The sequence below is a fragment of the Streptomyces collinus genome (genome assembly GCF_031348265.1).
GTDB lineage: Bacteria > Actinomycetota > Actinomycetes > Streptomycetales > Streptomycetaceae > Streptomyces > Streptomyces collinus.
In genome coordinates, this window is the sequence record NZ_CP133771.1 from 3,389,403 (window position 1) to 3,411,407 (window position 22,005).

The window sequence follows — 22,005 nt, forward strand, 5'->3', positions numbered from 1 at the left end:
TCCCTTTCCGCGGAATCCCCTCAGCCCCGTTCGGTGACCACCGCGGCCTGGGGGCGGATCGGGAGCCGGTTCACAGGGCGGCCCGTGGCAGCCCGCACGGCGGACGCCACGGCCGCCGGGGACGTCACCACCGGCACCGCGCTGACCGCCTTGGCCCCGAAGGGGGCGACCACGTCCCGTTCCTCCACCAGCCGGACGATGCGGATGTCGGGCGCGTCGAGGGCGGTCGGGAGGGCGTAACCGGTCAGGTCGGGGTGGCGGACGATGCCGCGCGGCGTGCGGAGGTTCTCCGTGAGGGCGATGCCCACGCCCTGGGTCACACCCGCCTCGATCCTGGCCGTCAGCTGGGCGGGGTTCAGGACCCGGCCCACGTCCTGGGCGACGGCCAGTTCGACGACCCGTACGGAACCGATCTCGATGTCGACGTCCACCACCGCGCGGACCGCGCAGAAGGCCAGGCCCACGAAGGCGTCGCCCTGCCCGGCCTCGTTCAGCGGCTCGGTCGGGTGCGGGCGGCACTGGGCGGTGGCCCACAGCTCCTTGCCGTCCAGCGCCTCGGTGACGGTCGTCGAGAGGACCCCGTCATACGACGTGATCTTGCCGTCGGTGATCTGGAGCAGCTCCGTCGACATGCCGAACTTGTGGGCGAGCGGCTGGAGGAGCTGGGTGCGGACCATCTTGGCCGCGCGCTCCACCGCCCCGCCCGACACCCAGGTGTGCCGGCCGCGGCAGCCCGCGCCCGCCTGGGGCTGGTCGGTGTCGACCGGCGCCACGTGCACCTCGTCCACGCCGAGCGTCTCCTGGACGATCTGCCGGGCCAGGGTCGTGAAGCCCTGGCCGGTCTCGACGGCCGCGCACAGGACCGTGGCGACGCCGTCGTGGACCTTCACGGTCGCCGTGGAGACCTCGTCCGCGCCCTCCGCGCCGAGCATGTGCACCATGCCCACGCCGTAGCCGACGCCCCGGCGCACCGCGCCCGGTTCGCCCGCGCCCTCGGGGCCGCCGGGCAGCAGCCACTCGTCCTCGGGGGCGTCCTTGGGCAGCGCCGGCAGCGGGAAGTCCCGTACGGCCTGGAGGAGTTCGGCGACCGGGGCCGGGCAGGTCACGGTCTGGCCGGTCGGCAGCACGTCGCCGGTGGCCAGGGCGTTGCGCAGCCGCACTTCCGCCGGGTCGAGGCCGAGCTTCTTGGCGATCTTGTCCATCTGCGCCTCGTAGGCGGCGCAGACCTGCATGGCGCCTTCGCCGCGTACGTGGCCGGACGGGGGGTTGTTGGTACGTACGGCCCAGCCCTCGATGAAGGCGTTCGGGACGACGTAGGGGCCGCAGGCGAACGCGACGGCGGCGGCCAGGGCCTCGGAGGAGGTGTCGGCGTAGGCCCCCGCGTCGAGGAGGATCTGCGCCTCGACCTTGACGAGTCTGCCCTCGGCGTCGGCGTGGTGGCGGTAGCGCAGCAGGGTGGGGTGCCGGTGGACGTGGCCGAGGAAGGACTCCTCGCGCGTGGCGGTGAGCTTCACCGGGCAGCCGGTGCGCAGCGCGAGCAGGCCGAGCGGGAGCTGGAAGCCCTGGTCCTCGCGGTCGGCGGTGGCGCCGGGGACGCCGGTCACGACGACCTTGACGCGCTCGGGTTCCAGGCCGAACGCGGCGGCGGCCGCGTCGCGGTCGGCGTGCGGGTCGGTGGAGGCGAGGTACAGCTCCACCCCGCCGTCCGGGCGCGGTACGGCCAGGCCGGCCTCGGCGCCGATGGGCGCGGGGTCCTGGCGGCCGATGCGGTACAGGCCCTCGACGACGATCTCGCCGGCCGCCTCCGGGTCGCCGTGGTGCAGCGGGATGTGCCGGATCAGGTTGCCGTCGGGGTGCAGCGGCTCCGCTTCGAAGGCCTGCTCCGGATCGGTCACCGGGTCGAGCACCTCGTACTCGACGATGACGGCGGCGGCGGCCATGCGCGCGGTGTCCGGGTGGTCGGCGGCGACGGCGGCGATGGGCTCGCCGTGGTGGCGCACGATCTCCGAGGCGAAGACCGGGCGGTCGGCCGTGCCGCGGCCGTGCAGCGGTCTGCCGGGGATGTCCTCGTGGGTGACGACGGCGCGGACGCCGGGCATCTCGCGCGCGTGGGTGGTGTCGACCGACAGGATGCGCGCGTGCGGGTGCGGGGAGCGCAGCACGGCCGCCCACAGCAGGCCCTCGGCCCACAGGTCGGCGGCGTACGGGAAGGTGCCCTCCGTCTTGGCACGGGCGTCGGCGGGCGGGAGCGAGGCGCCGATGCCGTGCGGAAGCGGTTCGGGGGCGGGGGCGGCCTCCGCGGCCTGTGCGGCCTGGGCGGTGGCTGCTTCGTTGCTCACGCGGGGCCTCCGTCCTGGCCGTAGGGCTGGTCGTGCGGTGCCGGGGAGTGCGGTTCTGGAGAGTGCGGTTGCGGGGTGCGCGGTTCCGGGGGCGCTCCGAAGGCCGACGCGTTCACGCCACCGGCGCCCGGGCCCGCCTGGTGCGGGATGCGGGCCTCGTCGGTGTCGCCGTCGGCGGGCGCGGAGTGGGTCTCGCGCTCGGCGACGACCTCCTTGACGGCGTCCACCACGCCCCGGTAGCCGGAGCAGCGGCACAGGTTGCCGCACAGCGCCTGGCGGGTCTCCAGCTCGGTGGGCGCCGGGTTGCCCTCCAGGAGGTCGTGCACGGTCATCGCCATGCCCGGGATGCAGAAGCCGCACTGCACGGCGCCGCAGCGCGCGAGCGCCCGCTGCACGTCCGACGGCTGTCCGTCCTCGGCCAGGCCCTCGACGGTGCGGACCTCGCTGCCGGCCGCGGTCACGGCCGGGACCAGGCAGGACGCCACGAGCCGTCCGTCGACCTGGACGTTGCACGCACCGCACTCGCCCTGCGAGCAGCCGTCCTTGGCGCCCGCGAGTCCGAGCCGCTCGCGCAGCACGTACAGCAGGGACTCGCCGATCCACGCGTCGGCGACGGGGCGTTCGGTGCCGTTGACGCTCAGGACGTAGGAGGCGAGGGGGTGTTCCTCCTGGGGCGCGGCGGGCGATACGTCGTGGGGGGCGGCGCCGGCCGGCTCGGCCACCGTCCCGGCAGCCTGGGTCTCGTCCGGGGCCGGGTCGTCCTGGCTCTCGCCGTCGGCGGTCTCCGGGCCGGTGTCGCCGTCGGCGTCCGCGGAGGCCGGGAGGGCCCCGGCAGCGGGCTCGGAGGGGTCGTCGGCGGCCTCTGGGGCCCCGGAGGCGTCCTCGGCGTCCTCGGAGGGCTCACCGGGGCCGGGAGCGGGCTGTGAGGCTTCCTGGGCGTCCTGCGGGGGCGCGGGGGCTTCCGGGTGTGCCTCGGGCGCGGGTTCCCCGGGGAACCCGCCGGGGGCACCGGGAAACCGCTGCCCGAAAGCGTGACCGTCGGGGGCGGATGCCTCCGGTCCGTGCTCGGGGAAGTCGGAGGGCTCGAACCCGTGGCCGGCCCCGTGGTCGGTCCCGACCGTCCCGACGTCGGTCCCGTGGTCGGTCCCGTGGTCGGCGAAACGGGACGGCTCAGGCGCGTGGCCGGCCGCTGCCCCAGGCTCCTCCGGCGCGTACTCCGACGGCTGAGGCGCGTGATCCGTGCCGGGCGGCTCCGGCGCGTGGCCGGCGACCGCAGGCGGCTCGGGCGCGTGGCCGACCTCGCCCGGCCGGTGCGCGGGGCCGGTGTCCTCGTGGGCTCCCGGCGCGTGGGCGTCGTGCGGGTGTCCGGGTCCGGCCTCGCCCGGGCCCTCCTCCCGCGGCAGCGGCCCGGCGGCCTGCTGCTCCGGTGCGTATCCGGAGGCCGGTCCGGCGTCGCCCTGCCGCCCGTGGTCCTGCTGCCCGTGGTCCTGCTCGTGACCGTGCTCGTGGGGGTAGCCCGGGTGGGCCTCCTCCTGCCCGGCCATGTCCTGCGATTCCTGCCCCCACGGCCGGCCCGCGGCCTGGGTCGCCCAGGGCGCGGGCGCGCCGCCGGGCAGCGTGGCCGGCGGGGTGCCGCCCCACTGCTCGACCAGCGAGGACGTGGTGAACTCGCCCGACTCGTCCGGAAGGTCGCCCCCGGCGACGGGGATGGACCACTGCCCGGTCACGTCATGGCCGGGCGCGGCACCTGCCGCCGCGGTCTCCTCGAAGTTCCACTGCCCGGTCGCCCCGGGGTTGTACGTGAACCGGTCGTCGCCGCCGTGCTGCGGCGCCGTCGCGCCGGAGCCGTAGGGCGTCCCGGGGTCGTACGGCGCGTCGGGGCCGCCGTACGGCTGTTCGGGCACGTCGTGGCCCTGCTGCTGGTGCGCGCCGTGCTCGTGTCCGTGCTGCGGGTGCCCGGCGTTCGGGTCGTGCCACTGCGGCCCGTCGACCGGTGGGCCCGGTACGGGCCACGCGCCCGTGGCGGCCGGGTCGGTTCCGGCCGTGGAGGCCGGGTTGACCGTTATCTGCGGCGGTACGTAGCCATGGCCGGGCGCGGCCAGCGGGCTGTCGGCGGCCAGCAGGGCGTCGACGCCCCCCTCGGGGAGTTCGACGAAGGCGGTGGCGCCGTCGTCGTACTCGCCCTGGGGCAGCGGGTCCCAGCGGCTGCCGCCCCGGGGCGTGCCCTCTCCGTGCTGGTCGTCGGTCACGACAGCGCCCTCCCCAGTGCTCGTCGGGCCAGCGCGGCGACGGTGCGCCGCAGGTGCAGTACGGCGGGCGGAAGCTGCGCGACCGAGCCGTCCTCGGCCGGCGCCGCGTCGGGGATGCAGGCCGCGGCGACGTACTCCCCGAAGGCGTTCAGCGCCTCCGGGACGAGCGCCCGGTTGTTGTCCCAGTCGATGAGGCCGGCCACCCACTGCTCGGCCTCCAGGGGCCGCAGCGCCATCGGCGCTATGGCGCCCACCGCGCAGCGCACACCCCGGCGCGCGGGGTCCAGGACCAGGGCCACCGACGCCACCGCCCGCCCCGGGCCGGTCCGGCCGGTCGCCTTCAGGAAGACCTGCGGAGCGTGCAGCAGCGGCACGCGCACGTAGCCGATGAGTTCGCCGGCGCGCAGCATGTCCATCCCGGCCAGCAGGTGCGAGACCGGGATCTCCCGGCGGGCTCCGCCCGGGCCCGCGATGATCAGGGTCGCTTCCAGGGCCGCCAGCACCGGCAGCGCGTCCCCGGTGGGGGCGGCCGAGGCGATGTTGCCGCCCAGGGTGCCCGCGTTGCGGATGTGCGGCGGGCCGGCGGCGCGCGCGGCGGCGGCGAGCGCCGGGATCAGGGCCGCGAAGTCGGGGCGGCCCATGCGCGCGTGCGTGAGGCCCGCGCCGAGCAGCGCGTGACCGTCCAGGTACTGCCAGCCGCGGATCTCGCTGATCCGGCCCAGTCCCACCAGCGCGGCGGGCCTGAGCTGCCCGGAGTTGACGGAGGCCATCAGGTCGGTGCCGCCCGCGACGGGCACGGCGGCGGGCATGGCGGTGAGCGCCGCGACGGCCTCGTCCAGCGTCGTGGGCAGCGTGACGGCCTGCCCCGCCTGCGGTGCGTGCGTGGTCAAACCGGCTGCCCCTTCCCGCTGCCCCACCTGGTCCCACCTGTGCTGCCGTACGGTACGTGCTGACAGGGCGGACGTGGCAACTCTGGCACATCTTGGCGAGAGCCGAAGACACGGGTCCGCTAGGAGGCATTCGCCCACCTCACCGGCGAGATGGTCCGTTTTCGCACAGGTTCCCCAGTGCATGCCGATTGGCACTTTCGGTGACCCTTGTGCGCTTTTTCCGTGGCCTGTTCGAGCTGTTCGGTCGCGACGGACGGCAGGACCGGTCGCCCGGCGTCGCGACCGCCGGCCCTACCGGCTGGGCGGCGGCCCTACCGGCTGGGCGGGGGCCCGTCGATCGGGCGGCCCAGCACCCCGGGGCGCTGCTGCCAGGGCAGCGGGCCCGTGGGTGGCCGGTAGGCCACGCCCAGGGCGTCCAGCCGCCCGTAGTGGGCGGTCATCCGGCGTTCGAAATCGGCGAAGTCCCGTGCCGCCGGAGCCGGCAGGGCGCTCCAGGCGACCTCCGCGAAGGCCGCGAGGCGGGGGAAGGCCTGGTAGTCCACGCGCGCGTGGTCCTCCATCACCTCGGTCCACAGGTTGGCCTGCGTGCCCAGCACGTGCCGGGCCTCCTCGGGCGTCAACTCCGGCGGAACGGGCTCGAACCGGTAGACGTCCTCCAGCGTGCGCACCCACCCGATCGGTACCGGCTCCTCGGGGCCCGGGTCCTGACGGTGGTCCAGGTACACCTGCTGCTCGGGGCACATGACGACGTCGTGGCCGGCCCGGGCGGCGGCGATGCCTCCCGCGTAGCCCCGCCAGGAGGACACGGCGGCGCCCTCGGCCAGCCCGCCTTCCAGGATCTCGTCCCAGCCGATCAGCCGGCGGCCGCGCTCGGCGAGCCAGGTGTCGAAGTGCCCGATGAACCAGGACTGGAGCGCGTCCTCGTCCGCGAGCCCGAGTTCCCTGATGCGCGCCTGGGCCGTCTCCGAGCGCCGCCACTGTTCCTTGGGGCATTCGTCGCCGCCGACGTGGACGAACTCCGAGGGGAACAGAGCGAGTACTTCCTCGAAGACGCCCTCGTAGAAGCGCAGGGTGTTGTCAGTGGGGGCGAGTACGTTCGGGTTGATTCCCCAGGTGTCCCAGACGGAGAGGGAGGTGGTGTCGATGACGTCGGTGTTGCCGAGTTCCGGGTACGCGGCGATGGCGGCCTGCGAGTGGCCCGGTACGTCGATTTCGGGGACGACGGTGATATGCCGCTCGGCGGCGTAGGCGACGATCTCCCGGATGTCGTCCTGGGTGTAGTAGCCGCCGTGCGGCTTGTCCTCCCACAACGGCGAGGCCCGGTGGCCGGTTTTGGTACGGCTGCGCCAGGAGCCGGTCTCCGTCAGCCGCGGATGCCGCTCGATCTCGATGCGCCAGCCCTGGTCGTCCGTCAGATGGAAGTGGAAGACGTTGAGTTTGTGGGCCGCCATCAGATCGAGGTAACGCAGGACCCCTTCTTTGGGCATGAAGTGCCGGGCGACGTCGAGCATCAGGCCGCGCCAGCGGAATCGGGGGCCGTCCTCGATCGTCAGGTACGGCACGGTCCAGGCGCGGTCGCGGCCGAGCGGGGCCCTGCGGTACGCGTCGGGGCCGAGGAGCTGCCGCAGGGTCTGGGCGCCCCAGAAGACACCGGCCGCGCTGCCGCCCTCGATGAGGACGCCGTTGCCGTCGCTGACGAGGCGGTACTCCTCGGGGCCGAGCCCGGGGCCGAGTCGCAGCCCGATGCCGCCCTCCGCTTCGCCGGGGTCCCGTCCCTCGCACAGCGGCAGGCCGGTGGCCTGCCGGAGGGCGGCGCTCAGCCAGCGGCCGACGCCTTCCGTCCCGGTGCCGGCGTGGACCCGGGAGCGGCGCGTCAGCCGCACCTCGCCGGGACCGGCGACGGCACTGCGGGGCGCCGGAATCAGTTCGGTCACGTCAGTCCTTCACCGCTCCGCCCAGCCCGGAGACCAGACGGCGCTGTACGAGTACGAAGAAGACCAGGACCGGGATCGTCATCACCGTGGAGGCGGCCATGACCCCGCCCCAGTCCGGGTCGTCGGGCTTGTAGAAGACGAGCAGGGCCATCGGCAGCGTCGACTGCGAGGTGTCGCTGATGATGAACGACTTGGCGAACAGGAAGTCGTTCCATGCGGAGATGAACGAGAACACGCTGGTGGCCACGAGACCCGGCAGGACGAGCGGGAAAAGGATCTGCCAGAGGAATCGCGCCCTGCTCGCCCCGTCGATGTACGCCGCCTCCTCCAGGGCCTCCGGGACGGCTTTCACGAACCCCCGGAGCATCCAGATCGCGAAGGGCAGTGAGAAGGCGATGTGGGGCAGGATCAGCGAACCCAGCGTGTTCAGCTGACCGGCGTCCCGCATGAGGAAGAACAAGGGGATCGTCAACGCTTCCACGGGCACCATCTGGGCCACCAGAAACATGATCAGAAGGGTGGTCCGGAGGCGGAAGCGGAATCGTGTGACGGCGGTCGCGGCGAGAAACGCGATGAGCGCGGAGGCGATCACGACACAGCTCGCGACGAGAAGGCTGTTGAGGAAGTAGCGGCCGAATTCCTGCTGCCCGAAGACGCGCCGGAAGGAATCCAGGGAGGGCGCGAGCGTCCACGGCCTGGGCTCGCTCGACTCGATCTCCCCGGCCGGTTTGAAGGCGCTGAGCACCATCCAGTAGAGGGGGAAGGCGACGACGACCGCGATCAGCAGAGCGGAGGCCTCGGCGGCCAGTCGGCCCGGGCGGCGCACACGGGCGCGTGGAAGGTTCACAGTTCCTCCCCTTGCCGGCGCAGCAGCCGCAGGTAGACCAGCGTGACGGCGAGCAGGATCAGCAGCATCACGACGCCGATCGCGGAGCCCAGGCCGTACTGCGAGGACGCGAAGGCCTGCTGGTAGGCGTAGACGTTCAGGACCAGGTTCTGGCCGGCGATGCCGCCGCCGCCCGTCATGACGTAGATCTGGGTGAAGACCTTGAAGTCCCAGATGACCGACTGGATGGTGACGACGACCAGGATCGGCCGGAGCATCGGGGCGAGTACGGAGCGCCAGATGCGCCACTGCGAGGCGCCGTCGAGGGAGGCGGCCTCCAGTACCTCGCCGGGTACGGCGCGGATCCCCGCGTACACGGTCACCATCACGAACGGGAAGGAGCACCAGACCACTTCGAGTAGAACGAGGAAGAAGGCGCTGATTCGGCCATACGTCCAGGAGTGGTCGCCGAGGCCCAGCATCCGGTTGACGGGGCCGAAGTCCGGGTCGAAGAGGAACAGCCAGACGGTCGAGCCGGTCACCGCGGGAGTCGCCCACGCTCCCAGCGCGGCCAGCATCAGCGCGAGCCTCGGCAGGGCCCGCACACGGGTGAGGAGCACGGCCAGGGCGCAGCCGACCGCGAGCGTGGAGACGACACAGGCCGCCGCGAACAGCACGGTGGCGAGCAGCACCTGCCAGAACCGCGGGTCCCCGAACAGCTCGGTGTAGTTCCCGAACCCCTCGAAGGTGGCCGGCTCACCGCCGCTGACCTGCGCCTGGGTGTACTGGAAGAGGGAGATCAGCCCGAGCTGGTAGATCGGGTAGACGAGCAGCCCGCCCAGCACGACGAGCGCGGGCGCGAGGTACAGCCAGGGCGTCCGGCCGCCGGTGCGGCGGGCGGCCCCCCGTGCGGTGCGGCGGCCCGGTGCGTCGACGGCCTCACGCGGGGACCGGCCGGCCCGCACGGTCGGCGCCGCGGTGGTCATGGGGGTTTTCACGGAACCGCGGTCGTTGATCGGCTTCACCCGGCGGAGCCGAACGCGTCGTTCATCTTCTTGGCGGCGTCGTCGGAGGCCTTCGCGACGTCCTTCTTGCCGCTGATGACCTCCTGGAACATCGTCGGCAGGACGAGGGAGGAGTCGATCTGGGCCCAGGCGGGTGACGCGGGGACGAACTTGGTGCCGGCGGACAGGGTCCGCACGAAGGGCTTCACGAACGGCTCCTGCCGCGCGACCTGCTGGCGGACGTCCGTGAAGGTCGGCAGGAAGCCCATCGCGTCGAAGAGTTCGCCCTGGGTCTTCTTCGAGGCGAGCTGCTCCATCAGCTGCACGGCCAGCGTGCGGTGGGACGTGCTCTTCAGGACGCCGATGTTGTTGCCGCCCGCGAAGGCCGGGGCGATCGAGCCGGACTTCACCCCGGGCAGCGGGACGACGGCGTACTTGCCCTTGACCTTGCCGGCCTCGACGGCGGTGTGGCTGAAGTCGCCGCCGATGGCCATGCCCGCCTTGCCCGCCGCGAACGCGGAGATCGTGTCGTTGCCCCCCATGCCCGCGCACTTGGCGGCCGGGCAGTTGTCGTCGCCGAACAGGGACGTGTACGCCTTGATGCCCTTGCGGGCCTCGGGGCTGTCGATACCGGACGCGTACGAGCCGCTCTTGCCGTTGGCGAGTTCACCGCCGTTGGCCCACACGAACGGCATCGCTCCGTAGGTGTAGGCGCCGCCGACCACCAGCCCGTACAGCTCGGGCTCGGCGGCGCGTATCGCGCGGGCGGTGGAGGCGAGTTCGTCCATGGTCTTCGGGACGGACAGGCCGAGCTCCTTGAAGACGTCCGTGCGGTAGTAGAGCGCGCGGACGCCGACGTAGAAGGGGGCGCCGTAGAGCTTGCCGTCCACCGTCACCGACTGCTTCGCCGTCGGGTCGGTGTCCTTCGCCTCGCTCCAGTCGCCGAACTCCTTCGTGACGTCGAGGAGTCCGCCGTCCTTCACGTAGCCGGCCGTGTCGGTGTTGCCGTACTCCATCACGTCGGGCGCGGAGGCGGGGTCGTTGAAGGCGGCCTTGACGCGCTGGGCGCGGGTGTCGATCGGGATGTACTCGACGACGACCTTCGTGCCTTTGTGGGCCTTCTCGAAGCCGGCGACGACGGAGTCGACGACCTTCTCCTTGGGGGCGTTGCCGACCTCCTGGAAGAGCCACACGCGCAGCGTGCCGGTCTTCTCGTCCTTGTCGGAGGAGGAGTTCGAGGAGGTCTGGGGCGCGCAGGCGGTGGCGAGGAGAGCGGCGAGCGCGGTGAGCCCGGCACATCGGACGGACAGCTTCATGGAGTGCTCCTCCGAGAGAGTGTTGCAACATGCGCAATGACGGTTTCGCTGTGCACAACACATCGGAGGCTAGGGACTGTATGAACACGCCCACAAGAGGTCTCAACCACTCTGTGACCGGCAGACGCACCCCGTGCAACACCCGGACAGCACAAAAGCCCCCAGGGCGCGCAAAACGCACCCTGGGGGCTTCACGCCCCGCGGGCAGGGCCTACTTGTCGCCCTTGTCGTCGTCCCCGGAGCTCATGGACTCGTAGATCTCCTTGCACATGGGACACACGGGGTACTTCTTCGGGTCGCGGCCCGGCACCCAGACCTTGCCGCACAGCGCCACGACGGGGGTGCCGTCGAGGGCGCTCGCCATGATCTTGTCCTTCTGGACGTAATGGGCGAAGCGCTCGTGGTCACCGTCACCGTGGGAGGTCTGCGGCGTCGGCTCAACGAGGGTCCCCGTACCAGTCCCGCGCTCGGGCTCGAGAGTGCTCATAGGGCCAAGGGTACTGAAGCTCACACGCATCAGTTGAGCGAAGGGTCGTCCGGGTACGTCGCGACCATCGCCAGCTCGCTGCGCTGGCGGCGCAGCACCTCGCGCCAGAGCCGCTCGGGAGACGGGGACGAGACATCGCCGGGCTCCGACTCGACGACGTACCACGCGCCGTCCACCAGCTCGTCCTCCAGCTGGCCCGGGCCCCAGCCGGAGTACCCGGCGAAGATGCGCAGGGAGCCGAGGGCGGAGGCCAGCAGCTCGGGCGGGGCCTCCAGGTCGACCAGGCCGATCGCGCCGTGTACCCGGCGCCAGCCCAGCGGGGTGGTCTCGCCGGAGGCACCGCCGGGAACGACCGCGACCCCGAGGGCCGCGTCCAGCGACACCGGGCCGCCCTGGAAGACGACGCCCGGTTCCACGGCGAGATCTCCCCAGCCCTCCAGGATGTCGCCCACGTCCACCGGGGTGGGGCGGTTCAGGACGACACCGAGGGAGCCCTCCTCGTCGTGGTCGAGGAGCAGCACCACCGTGCGGTCGAAGTTGGGGTCCGCCAGGGCGGGGGTGGCCACGAGCAACCGCCCTGTGAGCGAGGACACCTCGGTCATGGCAGACATGATCCCGCATTCCCCCTTCGCTTGGGGAGGCAATGCGGCACAGGGAGGGAACGCAGCTCAGGGCGCACTGATGCGTCCCACGCGCACGAAACCGGCCGTGACCCCATGTGCCCGGCACGGAACGGTTCGTGTTGTGACAGAGCTATGACGTGGCTGGGTCTCACTCAGGCTTACGGAAGGGGGGTGGTGGGCGATTACCCTTTCCCTCCTGGCCCCTGCCCGACTCCATGGAACGCGAGATTCATGACCGTCAACGACGATGTCCTGCTTGTCCACGGCGGAACCCCGCTGGAGGGCGAGATCCGTGTCCGCGGTGCGAAGAACCTCGTACCGAAGGCCATGGTCGCAGCGCTGCTGGGCAGCGCTCCGAGCCGGCTGCGCAATGTTCCGGACATCCGCGACGTTCGGGTCGTACGGGGTCTGCTGCAACTGCACGGTGTGACGGTCCGTCCGGGTGACGAGCCCGGCGAACTGGTGATGGACCCGACGCGCGTGGAGAGCGCCAACGTCGCTGACATCGATGCCCATGCCGGTTCGAGCCGCATCCCGATCCTGTTCTGCGGTCCGCTGCTGCACCGCCTCGGCCACGCCTTCATCCCCGGTCTCGGCGGCTGCGACATCGGCGGCCGGCCCATCGACTTCCACTTCGACGTGCTGCGCCAGTTCGGCGCCCGCATCGAGAAGCGGGACGACGGCCAGTACCTGGAGGCGCCGCAGCGGCTGCGCGGCACGAAGATCCGGCTGCCGTACCCGTCCGTCGGCGCGACCGAGCAGGTGCTGCTGACGGCCGTCCTCGCGGAGGGCGTCACGGAGCTGTCCAACGCGGCCGTCGAGCCGGAGATCGAGGACCTCATCTGCGTGCTGCAGAAGATGGGCGCGATCATCGCGATGGACACCGACCGGACGATCCGCATCACCGGTGTCGACAAGCTCGGCGGCTACACCCACCACGCCCTGTCGGACCGGCTGGAGGCCGCGTCCTGGGCGTCGGCGGCGCTGGCGACCGAGGGGAACATATACGTCCGCGGCGCGCAGCAGCGCTCGATGATGACGTTCCTGAACACCTACCGGAAGGTGGGCGGGGCCTTCGAGATCGACGACGAGGGCATCCGCTTCTGGCACCCGGGCGGACAGCTGAAGTCCATAGCCCTGGAGACGGACGTCCACCCCGGCTTCCAGACCGACTGGCAGCAGCCGCTGGTGGTGGCCCTGACGCAGGCCACGGGCCTGTCCATCGTCCACGAGACGGTCTACGAGTCCCGCCTCGGCTTCACGTCCGCGCTGAACCAGATGGGCGCGCACATCCAGCTGTACCGCGAGTGCCTGGGCGGCTCCGACTGCCGCTTCGGCCAGCGCAACTTCCTCCACTCCGCGGTCGTCTCGGGCCCGACCAGGCTCCAGGGCGCGGATCTCGTCATCCCCGACCTGCGTGGCGGCTTCTCGTACCTCATCGCGGCGCTGGCGGCCCAGGGCACCTCCCGGGTCCACGGCATCGGCCTCATCAACCGCGGCTACGAGAACTTCATGGAGAAGCTCATGGAGCTCGGCGCGAAGGTGGAGCTGCCGGGCAAGGCGCTCGGGTAGCGCACGCGAAGACGCCAAAGGGGCGGCCACCCGGTTCGGGTGGCCGCCCCTTTGATGTCACTCACTGTGGTTCGCACACCGTCGGCGTGCGAACGGCAGGGTTACTTGCCCTTGGCCGCTTCCTTGAGCTTCGAGCCCGCGGAGACCTTGACGCTGTAGCCCGCGGGGATCTGGATGGGCTCGCCGGTCTGCGGGTTGCGGGCGGTGCGAGCGGCACGGTGGGTGCGCTCGAAGGTCAGGAAGCCGGGGATGGTGACCTTCTCGTCGCCCTTGGAGACGATGTCGCCGACGACGTCGGCGAACGCGGCCAGGACGGCGTCGGCGTCCTTGCGGGTCACCTCGGCGCGGTCGGCCAGCGCGGCCACCAGCTCACTGCGGTTCATGTTGTTACTCCCGTGTTCATCTTGCCGTTGAGGCGTCAGATCGAAGCCGATGCTGCCAGGGTCCTCGATGAGTCCCCGGACCCGGGTCCGTCGTCAGACCCTCGCGCCCAGGGACGCATCCTGCCCCTACCTGCGGCGGGAAAGCCAATCCGGCACCCGCAGGAGTCGTGAGAACACCCTTGGGGAGTCACACGAAAAGAGGGCCTGAGCCTGGCGCCACGATAGCTGCGCTGCTGACAGGGTTCTTGCGACGCGCCGGGTTCCCGGGCCGCCGTGGGGTTACTCACAGTCCGGGCGCCGGCGGCTCCCGGGCCCCCGTGGGGGCCCGGACGGACCCGGCCTCAGACGCCGGACGCGCTGCCCGCCGTCGCGCCGACGGCCTTGGCGGCCTCCCGCACGGCTCCGGCGACCGCACCCGCGACCTTGTCGTTGAAGACGCTGGGGATGATGTAGTTCGGGTTCAGCTCGTCCTCGGTCACCACGTCCGCCAGAGCCGTCGCGGCGGCCAGCATCATCTCGGTGTTGACGGTGCGGGACTGCGCGTCCAGCAGACCGCGGAAGACACCCGGGAAGACCAGCACGTTGTTGATCTGGTTCGGGAAGTCCGAGCGGCCCGTGGCGACAACGGCCGCGGTCTGGCGGGCGATTGCCGGGTCGACCTCGGGGTCGGGGTTCGCGAGCGCGAACACGATGGCGCCGTCGGCCATGGCGGCCACGTCGTCGCCGTCGAGGACGTTCGGGGCGGAGACGCCGATGAAGACGTCCGCGCCGCGCACGGCCTCCTTGAGCGTGCCCGTGAGGCCCTCGGGGTTGGTGTTGTCGGCGATCCAGCGCAGCGCCGAGTCCGGGGCGGCGTCCACGAGGTCCTCGCGGCCCGCGTGCACGACGCCGTGGATGTCGGCGACGACGGCGTTCTTGACGCCCGCGGCGAGCAGCAGTTTGAGGATGGCCGTACCGGCCGCGCCCGCGCCGGACATGACGACCCGGAGGTTCTCCATGGTCTTGCCGGCGACACGAAGCGCGTTGGTGAGCGCGGCGAGGACGACGATCGCGGTGCCGTGCTGGTCGTCGTGGAAGACGGGGATGTCGAGCGCCTCGCGCAGCCGGGCCTCGATCTCGAAGCAGCGCGGGGCGGAGATGTCCTCCAGGTTGATGCCCGCGAAGCCGGGGGCGATCGCCTTGACGATCTCGACGATCGCGTCGCTGTCCTGGGTGTCGAGGCAGATCGGCCAGGCGTCGATACCGGCGAACCGCTTGAAGAGGACCGCCTTGCCCTCCATGACGGGCAGCGCGGCCTTCGGGCCGATGTTGCCCAGGCCCAGCACGGCGGAGCCGTCCGTCACGACCGCAACGGAGTTGCGCTTGATGGTGAGGCGGCGGGCGTCCTCGGGGTTCTCGGCGATCGCCATGCAGACGCGGGCCACGCCCGGCGTGTAGACCATGGACAGGTCGTCACGGTTGCGGATGGGGTGCTTGGACGCCATCTCGATCTTGCCGCCGAGGTGCATGAGGAAGGTCCGGTCCGAGACCTTGCCCAGGGTGACGCCCTCGATGCCGCGGAGTTCCTCGACGATCTCGTCCGCGTGCGCGGTCGACGTGGCCGCGATGGTGACGTCGATACGGAGCTTCTCGTGACCGGATGCGGTGACGTCGAGGCCGGTCACCGAGCCTCCGGAGGACTCCACGGCGGTGGTGAGCTGCGAGACGGCGGTTCCGCTCGCGGGCACCTCCAGCCGGACCGTCATCGAGTAGGAGACGCTGGGCGCCGTTGCCATGGCCGACTTCCTCTGCTTTCACCTGACGCTGAGTTGTGCCGTCCGATCGTCGCACCTACCGCTGAGTAGCAGGTAGCCGCCCTCGATTGCGAACGTTTTGTTCGCGGAATGGGGCAGAAAGAAGAGACCCACGTCACGTGGACGTGGGTCTCTTCTCAGTCAAGTGGCACCGGCCCGCCATGCTCGCCTCGCGGCAAGTGGTCGCTCGTAGCGACGAAGGTTGGGCCCGGGGGCTTGGATCGGGCCGGTGCCACATCCAGGCTAACAAACAGATCCCGTAAGGCCATTCCCGTACCGGGAGTTCATTTCGCCGGCACGTGGGTATCCCCGCTCAGTCCCTGAGCAGGTCCGGGATTCCCGCCGCGTCGGGCTCGTCCCGGTCGGCCGAGACGACCGTGAGCTGCTGGGTGGCCCGGGTCAGCGCGACGTAGAGGACGCGCAGGCCGGCCGGAGACTCGTCGGCGATCTCCGCCGGGGAGACCACCACCGTCGCGTCGTACTCCAGGCCTTTCGCCTCCAGGCTGCCGAGCGCCACGACCCGGTCGCCGAGACCGGCGAGCCAGCGGCGGGCCTCCTCGCGGCGCTGCATGGCGACGACCACACCGACCGTGCCGTCGACGCGGTCCAGCAGCCGGGCCGCCTCGTCGCGGACGGTCGCGCCGAGCGTGTCCTCGACGACGGTGAAGCGGGGTTCGACGCCGGTGGAGCGGACCGCCTTCGGTGACACGGAGCCGGGCATGGCGAGGGCGAGGACCTTCGCAGCCAGGTCGGCGATCTCGGCCGGGTTGCGGTAGTTCACCGTGAGTTCGAAGCGGCGGCGGGGGCGGGTGCCGAGGGCCTCGTCGCGGGCCTGGGCCGCCTCGTCCGGGTCGGACCAGGAGGACTGGGCGGGGTCGCCGACGACCGTCCAGGTGGCGTGCCGGCCGCGGCGGCCGACCATGCGCCACTGCATCGGGGTGAGGTCCTGCGCCTCGTCGACGATGACGTGGGCGTACTCGACGCGCTCCTGCGCGAGGCGTTCGGCACGCTCGCGCTGCGACTCCTCGCGCACCGGCATCAGCTCCTCCAGGCCGGTGAGCTGGTCGAGCGGGTCGAGTTCGCGCTTCCTGCGGGGGCGGGCCGGGGCGCCGAGGACGGCCTGGAGCTCGTCGAGCAGGGCGACGTCGTGCACCGAGCGGCCCTCGCGCCTGAGGGAACGGGCGACCTTGCGGACCTCGCCGGGGTTGAGGATCCGGCGGGCCCAGCGGCCGAGGCGCCGTTCGTCGGCCATGGCGTCCAGGACGGCCGCCGGGGTCAGCTCCGGCCACCAGGCGTCGAGGAAGGCGATGAAGGCGTCCTCGGAGGTGATGTCCTCGTCGAAGGAGGAACGCAGCTCAGCCGCGAGTTCGGGGTCCGAGTGCCGGCCGGCCGCGCCGGACTGCTCCCACAGGGCGTCGAGGAGGAGCTTGCGGGCGCGGGGGCGCAGCAGGTTCACGGGGGCGGTGCCGCCGAGGGCGGAGCGGCGGATGCCGTCCAGTTCCCGGGCCTGAAGCTCCAGGCGGCGGCCGAAGGCGACCACGCGCAGCCGCTCCGGCGGGTCGTTCAGCTCCAGGGCGCCGCGCGCGGCCTTGCGCAGCACTTTGAGCATGCGGGAGGAGCCCTTGGCGCGGGCCACGGACGGGGAGTCGTAGAGCGTGGCCTCGCTGCCCTCGACCAGGGAGCCGATGGCGCGGATGGCGACCTGGCCCTCCTCGCCGAGGGAGGGCAGCACGCCCTCGGTGTAGGCGACGAGCAGCGGGGTCGGCGAGACGATCAGGATGCCCCCGGCGTAGCGGCGACGGTCCTGGTAGAGGAGGTAGGCGGCGCGGTGCAGGGCGACGGCGGTCTTGCCGGTGCCCGGGCCGCCCTCGACGTACGTCACGGAGGCGGCGGGGGCGCGGATGACCAGGTCCTGCTCGGCCTGGATGGAGGCGACGATGTCGCGCATGGTGTGGCTGCGGGCCTGGCCCAGCGCGGCCATCAGGGCGCCGTCGCCGATGACGGGCAGCTCACCGCCGTCGAGGTACGCCGTCAGCTCGGGCCGCATCAGGTCGTCCTCGACGCCCAGAACCCGGCGGCCCTTGGAACGGATGACACGGCGGCGGACGACCCGGCCGGGGTCGACCGGGGTGGAGCGGTAGAAGGGGGCGGCGGCCGGGGCCCGCCAGTCGATCACCAGCGGCGCGTAGTCCTGGTCGAGGACGCCGATGCGGCCGATGTGCAGGGTCTCGGCGATGTCGGCGGTGCTGTCGGGGCGTACGGCCCCCTCGGCCGGCTCGACGGCGGTGTACGCCCCGTCGGGGCCCTTCTTGCCGTCCTTGCCGGTCAGCAGGTCGATCCGGCCGAAGAGGAAGTCCTCGAACTCGTTGTTGAGCCGGCTGAGGTGGATGCCCGCGCGGAAGACCTGCGCGTCCCGCTCGGCGAGTGCGCCGGGGGTGCCGACCTGCCCGCGGCGGGCCGCGTCCTGCATCAGGAACTCCGCCTCGTGGATCTTCTCCTCAAGGCGCCGGTACACCCGGTCGAGGTGTTCCTGTTCGACGCGGATCTCCTGGTCACGAACCGAATCGTGCACCGAACCGACCGCGTCTTGTCTGTGAGCCTGAGCGGCCACCGGGCCCCCTTCTGACGTGCTGGGCAGCCGTCAACCGTACGCGAAGGGGACCCCTGGAAGCTACGGGCTGGCGGGCAGGCGCGGGACCTGTTGCCCCAATGGCTCCTGCCGGGCGTCCGGACAGCCCTATGCGTCGACCTCGACCAGGCGCTTGCCGTCGAACTCCACGACCTCGAAGTGGTCGATCTGGTTCGGGTCGAACGCGGCGCCGCCCTGGACGTAGAGGGGTTCCTTGGCCTTGTCCGTCTCGGCGTCCGGGATGCCGTAGCCCCACTCCGGGACGGACCAGGAGGCCAGGGTCTCGCGCTCGCCGTTCTTTCCGACCGCGACGAGGGCGCACTTCAGCGGGCCCTTGACGTTCTTCAGCTCCAGGACCGCGCCCGTGCCCCAGTCCTTCTTCTGCACGGCGACCGTCGCAGAGACCTTGGTGTTCGGGTCGGTGGCGGTGATCTTGTCGGAGATGCCCTCGAAGGCGGCCTTCGCGGGACTCGCCGCGAGCGGTCGGTTCTCCGCTCCGCCGCTGCCGCCGTCGCCGCCGTTCGTCGCGACCGCGACGAAGGGTCCGCCGATGATCAGCGCACCGGCCGCGGCCACCATGTAGAAGCTGCGGCGGCGCTTCTGGGCGCGGCGGTCGGCGACCTCGTCGACCAGCTTCTCCACCAGGCGCGGCCGGGGCTTCGCGGACAGCGACTCGCCGATCGCGGGGGTGCTGCCGGAGCCGGGCAGATCGGCCAGGGCGGCGAGCATCGGCTCCATGCCGGCCAGTTCGTCGAGCTGCTGGGCGCACCATTCGCAGGTCGCGAGGTGGGCTTCGAATGCGGTCGCTTCGGCGTCGTCGAGGATGCCGAGGGCGTAGGCGCCGACGGTCTCGTGCTCGTTCGGCACCGGAGATTCCTGCATGGGGCCAGACATACCCATGCCTCCCGTACCGAACCCTTGGTTACCCCCGTAAACACTCATCACGCCGTCACCCCCCGCTCCTCCAGTGCCAGCTTCATGGAACGCAGGGCGTAGAACACCCTGGAGCGGACGGTGCCGCTGGGTATGCCCAGGGTCTCGGCCGCCTCATTGACGGTACGCCCCTTGAAATACGTCTCGACGAGCACCTCCCGGTGGGCGGGCGTCAGGTCGTCGAGTGCGTCCGAGAGAGTCATCAGCCACAGCGCCTTGTCGATCTCGTCCTCCGCGGGGATGACCTCCAGCGGCGACGGGTCGACCTCCTGCGGCCGGGCCTGCCGGCTGCGGTGGCCGTCGATGACGATGCGCCGGGCGACCGTCACCAGCCAGGGGCGTACCGATCCGGTCGCTCTGTTGAGCTGACCGGCGTTCTTCCAGGCACGGATGAGCGTCTCCTGGACGACGTCCTCGGCGCGCTGCCGGTCTCCGGCGACCAGACGCAGGACGTATGCCAGCAGGGGTCCGGCGTGTTCGCGATAGAGCGCACGCATCAGCTCCTCATCGGGTTCCGAGGGCTGGGACATGCGATGTCGGGCCCTCGGTGCACGTTCATTGGCCACGACGGAATCCTTGCGCACGCCCACCTCCGGTGTCCGGGGGTTCCCCCAGTCGGTCGCTCCACAAGCCGTACGGACGCGAGCCGTTGGGTGTTCAAAGAGACGTGACAGTTTTCTTCGGGATGACGTGACGAGCTGGACATGGGGCCACATTCCCACCCCGCGTTCTTTACATTTCCGCCACATCGGCAAGATCAAGCCAGGCCTTCCCTACGGTGGCGTAGGTAAACGGCATGTAATCGAAATCACTTCGACAGTGCGGTCGCAGAAGTCGCATTTAGGACAGGGAAATTGAGTGCACGGACCACTCAATTCCGTTTCAGGCGCGGGAGAGTGCCGCGCGGCGACGGTGCCGGGCGACCCTTTCGCGGTTCCCGCAGACCTCACTGGAGCACCAGCGCCTCCTGCGGCCCCGGGAGGTGTCGAGGTACACGATGGGGCAGTTGTCGCCTTCGCACTGGCGCAGGGCCGCGCGGGCGACGGGGTCGGTCAGCAGGTCCACGGCGTCCCGGGCGACGGCCGCGAGCAGGGCGGCGCAGCCGGGCGGGCCGTCCAACCGCCGCAGCAGCTGGCCGTCTTCGCCGCGGACCGCACGCGGGGCCGGGGGCGCGGTGCGGGCCAGATCGTTGACGCGGGCGAGGGCGAGGTCGTACGTCGCGACGCCGGGTCTCGGCCGGCAGCGGACCAACCGGTCGATCTGGGCACGCAGTTCGCGGAAGGAGAGCAGCCAGCCGGTGTCCGCGTGGGTCAGGGCGGTGTCCGCCGGGACGAGCCCGGAGCCGGTGATCCAGGCGCGCAGCACGTCGACGGAGTCGAGCCGCTCCTCCGGGTGCGTGGTGGAGAGCAGGTCCAGGCAGGTCCGCCCGGCATCGAAGCGCAGCTCGTAGGGGGCCGTGGCCGTACCCAGTGCCATGTGCCTGTCACCGCCTAGGGTTCACCCCGGTCGCGAGGGCTTGGGTGAGACGCCAGTGAGAGGGCCGGTAAACCGCTCCCTCTTACAGTGCCTGCCCGCTACGACGCCGGAAACCCCTCGCACACGCCTCGTCGCGACGGCCGCCCGCAGGGGACGCGCGTTCAGGCCACGCCGGGGCCGGAGGCCGTGCTCCGACGGGCCACCTCCCGCTCGGGCCGGGCTCCGGGGCCGGCGTCTCACACTCCGACGGGCCCTGGGCGCAAGGCATCCCGCTCGGGCCGGGCGGCCGGGTCTGGCGCGTTTCGGCTCAACCCCCGGACGGGATCACGCGTCCGCGTACTTCGTCTCCGCGCTCGGGTCCAGGGCCAGGCGGTAGCCCCGCTTGACCACGGTCTGGATCAGCTTCGGGGTGCCGAGGGCCGTGCGGAGGCGGGCCATGGCGGTCTCGACCGCGTGTTCGTCGCGGCCGGAGCCTGGCAGGGCGCGCAGGAGGTCCGCGCGGGCCACGACCCAACCGGGGCGCCGGGAGAGGGCGCGCAGGAGGGACATGCCGGCGGGCGGGACCAGCTTGAGGTGGCCGTCGACCAGGACGGCGTGGCCCCGGATCTCCACACGGTGCCCGGCGACGGGGAAGGAGCGGGCCCGCGCGGGGAGTTCCTGGCAGAGGAGCTGCACCAGGGGTCCGAGCCGGAAGCGCTCCGGCTGGATCGTGTCGATGCCGCGGGACTGCAGGGGCAGGGCGGTGACCGGGCCCACGCAGGCCGGCAGGACGTCATGGCCGAGCGCCGCCAGGACCTCGTCGAGCAGTCCGCGCTCCTCGGCCCGGGAGAGCAGGGAGGCCGCTGCGGGGGCGCTGGTGAAGGTGACCGCGTCCAGGGCCCGGCCGACCGTCGCGTCCAGCAGGCGGTCGACCGGGGTGATGTCCTCCGGCGGCATCCAGCGGTAGACGGGCACCCCGACGACCTCGGCCCCGCCCTCCCGCAGCGCCTCCACGAACCCGGGCAGCGGCTCACCGTGCAGCTGGATGGCGATCCGCAGACCGTCGACGCCCTCCTCCAGCAGCCGGTCCAGCACCTCCGCCATGGACTCCGACGACGGCGACCACTCCTCCGTCAGCCCGGCGGCCCGGACCGCGCCCTTGACCTTCGGCCCGCGCGCCATGATCCGTACGCCGCCCAGCCGCGCCAGCAGCTCCTCCCCGAGCCCCCAGCCGTCGGCGGCCTCGACCCAGCCGCGGAAGCCGATCGCGGTCGTGGCCACGACGATGTCCGGCACCCGCTCGGTGATCTCCTTCGTCGCGGCCAGCAGTTCACTGTCGTCGGCGAGCGGCACGATGCGCAGGGCAGGGGCGTGCAGGACGGCGGCTCCGCGTCGCTGCAGCAGCACCCCGAGTTCATCGGCCCGGCGCGCGGCCGTCACACCCACGGTGAACCCCGCCAGGGGTCCGTGGTCCGGTCGCTGTTCTTCCTCGTACATGGCTCTCGTCCCGCACTCGAGTCGTCGTACTGCGTGGGTACGGCGTACCTACATGCCGATCGAGCCTGTCAACGG

17 protein-coding genes are annotated in these 22,005 nt (G+C 71.9%); 1 reads left to right on the top strand and 16 read right to left on the bottom strand.

The features are described from left to right. Positions 1-20: 20 nt before the first annotated feature. The 9 genes from RFN52_RS15315 to RFN52_RS15355 form a co-directional block, all read right to left on the bottom strand. Positions 21-2,339, bottom strand: coding sequence for a xanthine dehydrogenase family protein molybdopterin-binding subunit (locus RFN52_RS15315; protein ID WP_184846913.1), 2,319 nt, complete (start codon positions 2,337-2,339; stop codon positions 21-23). After that, positions 2,336-4,588, bottom strand: coding sequence for a 2Fe-2S iron-sulfur cluster-binding protein (locus tag RFN52_RS15320; RefSeq protein ID WP_184846915.1), 2,253 nt, complete (start codon positions 4,586-4,588; stop codon positions 2,336-2,338). The genes RFN52_RS15315 and RFN52_RS15320 overlap by 4 nt, the downstream gene beginning before the upstream one ends. After that, positions 4,585-5,478 (bottom strand): FAD binding domain-containing protein, encoded by an 894-nt coding sequence (locus RFN52_RS15325; RefSeq protein WP_107455252.1) that lies wholly within the window; start codon positions 5,476-5,478, stop codon positions 4,585-4,587. Before RFN52_RS15325 ends, RFN52_RS15320 begins: the two co-directional genes overlap by 4 nt. 311 nt (positions 5,479-5,789) lie before the next feature. Further along, positions 5,790-7,412, bottom strand: coding sequence for a beta-N-acetylhexosaminidase (locus RFN52_RS15330; RefSeq protein WP_184846917.1), 1,623 nt, complete (start codon positions 7,410-7,412; stop codon positions 5,790-5,792). 1 nt (position 7,413) lies between these two features. Then, on the bottom strand, positions 7,414-8,259 hold the full coding sequence (locus tag RFN52_RS15335; protein ID WP_184846919.1) for a carbohydrate ABC transporter permease: 846 nt from the start codon (positions 8,257-8,259) through the stop codon (positions 7,414-7,416). Further along, positions 8,256-9,224: a carbohydrate ABC transporter permease gene (locus tag RFN52_RS15340; protein WP_311240957.1), complete on the bottom strand. Its 969-nt coding sequence runs from the start codon at positions 9,222-9,224 to the stop codon at positions 8,256-8,258. The genes RFN52_RS15335 and RFN52_RS15340 overlap by 4 nt, the downstream gene beginning before the upstream one ends. A 35-nt stretch (positions 9,225-9,259) precedes the next feature. Beyond that, positions 9,260-10,558: an extracellular solute-binding protein gene (locus tag RFN52_RS15345; protein ID WP_184846921.1), complete on the bottom strand. Its 1,299-nt coding sequence runs from the start codon at positions 10,556-10,558 to the stop codon at positions 9,260-9,262. A 211-nt stretch (positions 10,559-10,769) separates the two neighbouring features. After that, positions 10,770-11,045 carry a DUF3039 domain-containing protein gene (locus RFN52_RS15350; RefSeq protein ID WP_033308193.1) on the bottom strand — a complete coding sequence of 92 codons (276 nt, stop codon included), beginning with the start codon at positions 11,043-11,045 and terminating at the stop codon, positions 10,770-10,772. Positions 11,046-11,074: 29 nt separating this feature from the next. Beyond that, a complete protein-coding gene (locus RFN52_RS15355; protein ID WP_184846923.1) occupies positions 11,075-11,647 on the bottom strand; it encodes a YqgE/AlgH family protein in 573 nt (190 codons plus the stop codon). Between the two features lie 252 nt (positions 11,648-11,899). Between RFN52_RS15355 and murA the strand changes: the two genes are divergently transcribed. Then, positions 11,900-13,240: a UDP-N-acetylglucosamine 1-carboxyvinyltransferase gene (murA, locus tag RFN52_RS15360; protein ID WP_033308195.1), complete on the top strand. Its 1,341-nt coding sequence runs from the start codon at positions 11,900-11,902 to the stop codon at positions 13,238-13,240. Between the two features lie 101 nt (positions 13,241-13,341). On the opposite strand, the gene RFN52_RS15365 is transcribed toward murA, so the two are convergent. From RFN52_RS15365 to RFN52_RS15395, 7 genes are all read right to left on the bottom strand, one after another. Then, positions 13,342-13,623, bottom strand: coding sequence for an HU family DNA-binding protein (locus RFN52_RS15365; RefSeq protein WP_003990598.1), 282 nt, complete (start codon positions 13,621-13,623; stop codon positions 13,342-13,344). A 341-nt stretch (positions 13,624-13,964) separates the two neighbouring features. Then, on the bottom strand, positions 13,965-15,398 hold the full coding sequence (locus RFN52_RS15370; protein WP_184846925.1) for an NAD-dependent malic enzyme: 1,434 nt from the start codon (positions 15,396-15,398) through the stop codon (positions 13,965-13,967). 331 nt (positions 15,399-15,729) lie between these two features. Beyond that, positions 15,730-18,027, bottom strand: coding sequence for a HelD family protein (locus tag RFN52_RS15375; protein WP_184846927.1), 2,298 nt, complete (start codon positions 18,025-18,027; stop codon positions 15,730-15,732). A gap of 126 nt (positions 18,028-18,153) precedes the next feature. Beyond that, positions 18,154-18,987 (bottom strand): anti-sigma factor family protein, encoded by an 834-nt coding sequence (locus tag RFN52_RS15380; RefSeq protein WP_308431949.1) that lies wholly within the window; start codon positions 18,985-18,987, stop codon positions 18,154-18,156. Beyond that, positions 18,987-19,508: a sigma-70 family RNA polymerase sigma factor gene (locus RFN52_RS15385; protein WP_010039908.1), complete on the bottom strand. Its 522-nt coding sequence runs from the start codon at positions 19,506-19,508 to the stop codon at positions 18,987-18,989. Before RFN52_RS15385 ends, RFN52_RS15380 begins: the two co-directional genes overlap by 1 nt. 352 nt (positions 19,509-19,860) lie before the next feature. Further along, positions 19,861-20,454, bottom strand: a complete 594-nt coding sequence (locus RFN52_RS15390) for a CGNR zinc finger domain-containing protein (protein ID WP_184846931.1) — start codon at positions 20,452-20,454, stop codon at positions 19,861-19,863. A 324-nt stretch (positions 20,455-20,778) separates the two neighbouring features. After that, positions 20,779-21,930: a uroporphyrinogen-III synthase gene (locus RFN52_RS15395; protein ID WP_184846933.1), complete on the bottom strand. Its 1,152-nt coding sequence runs from the start codon at positions 21,928-21,930 to the stop codon at positions 20,779-20,781. Between the last annotated feature and the right edge of the window lie 75 nt (positions 21,931-22,005).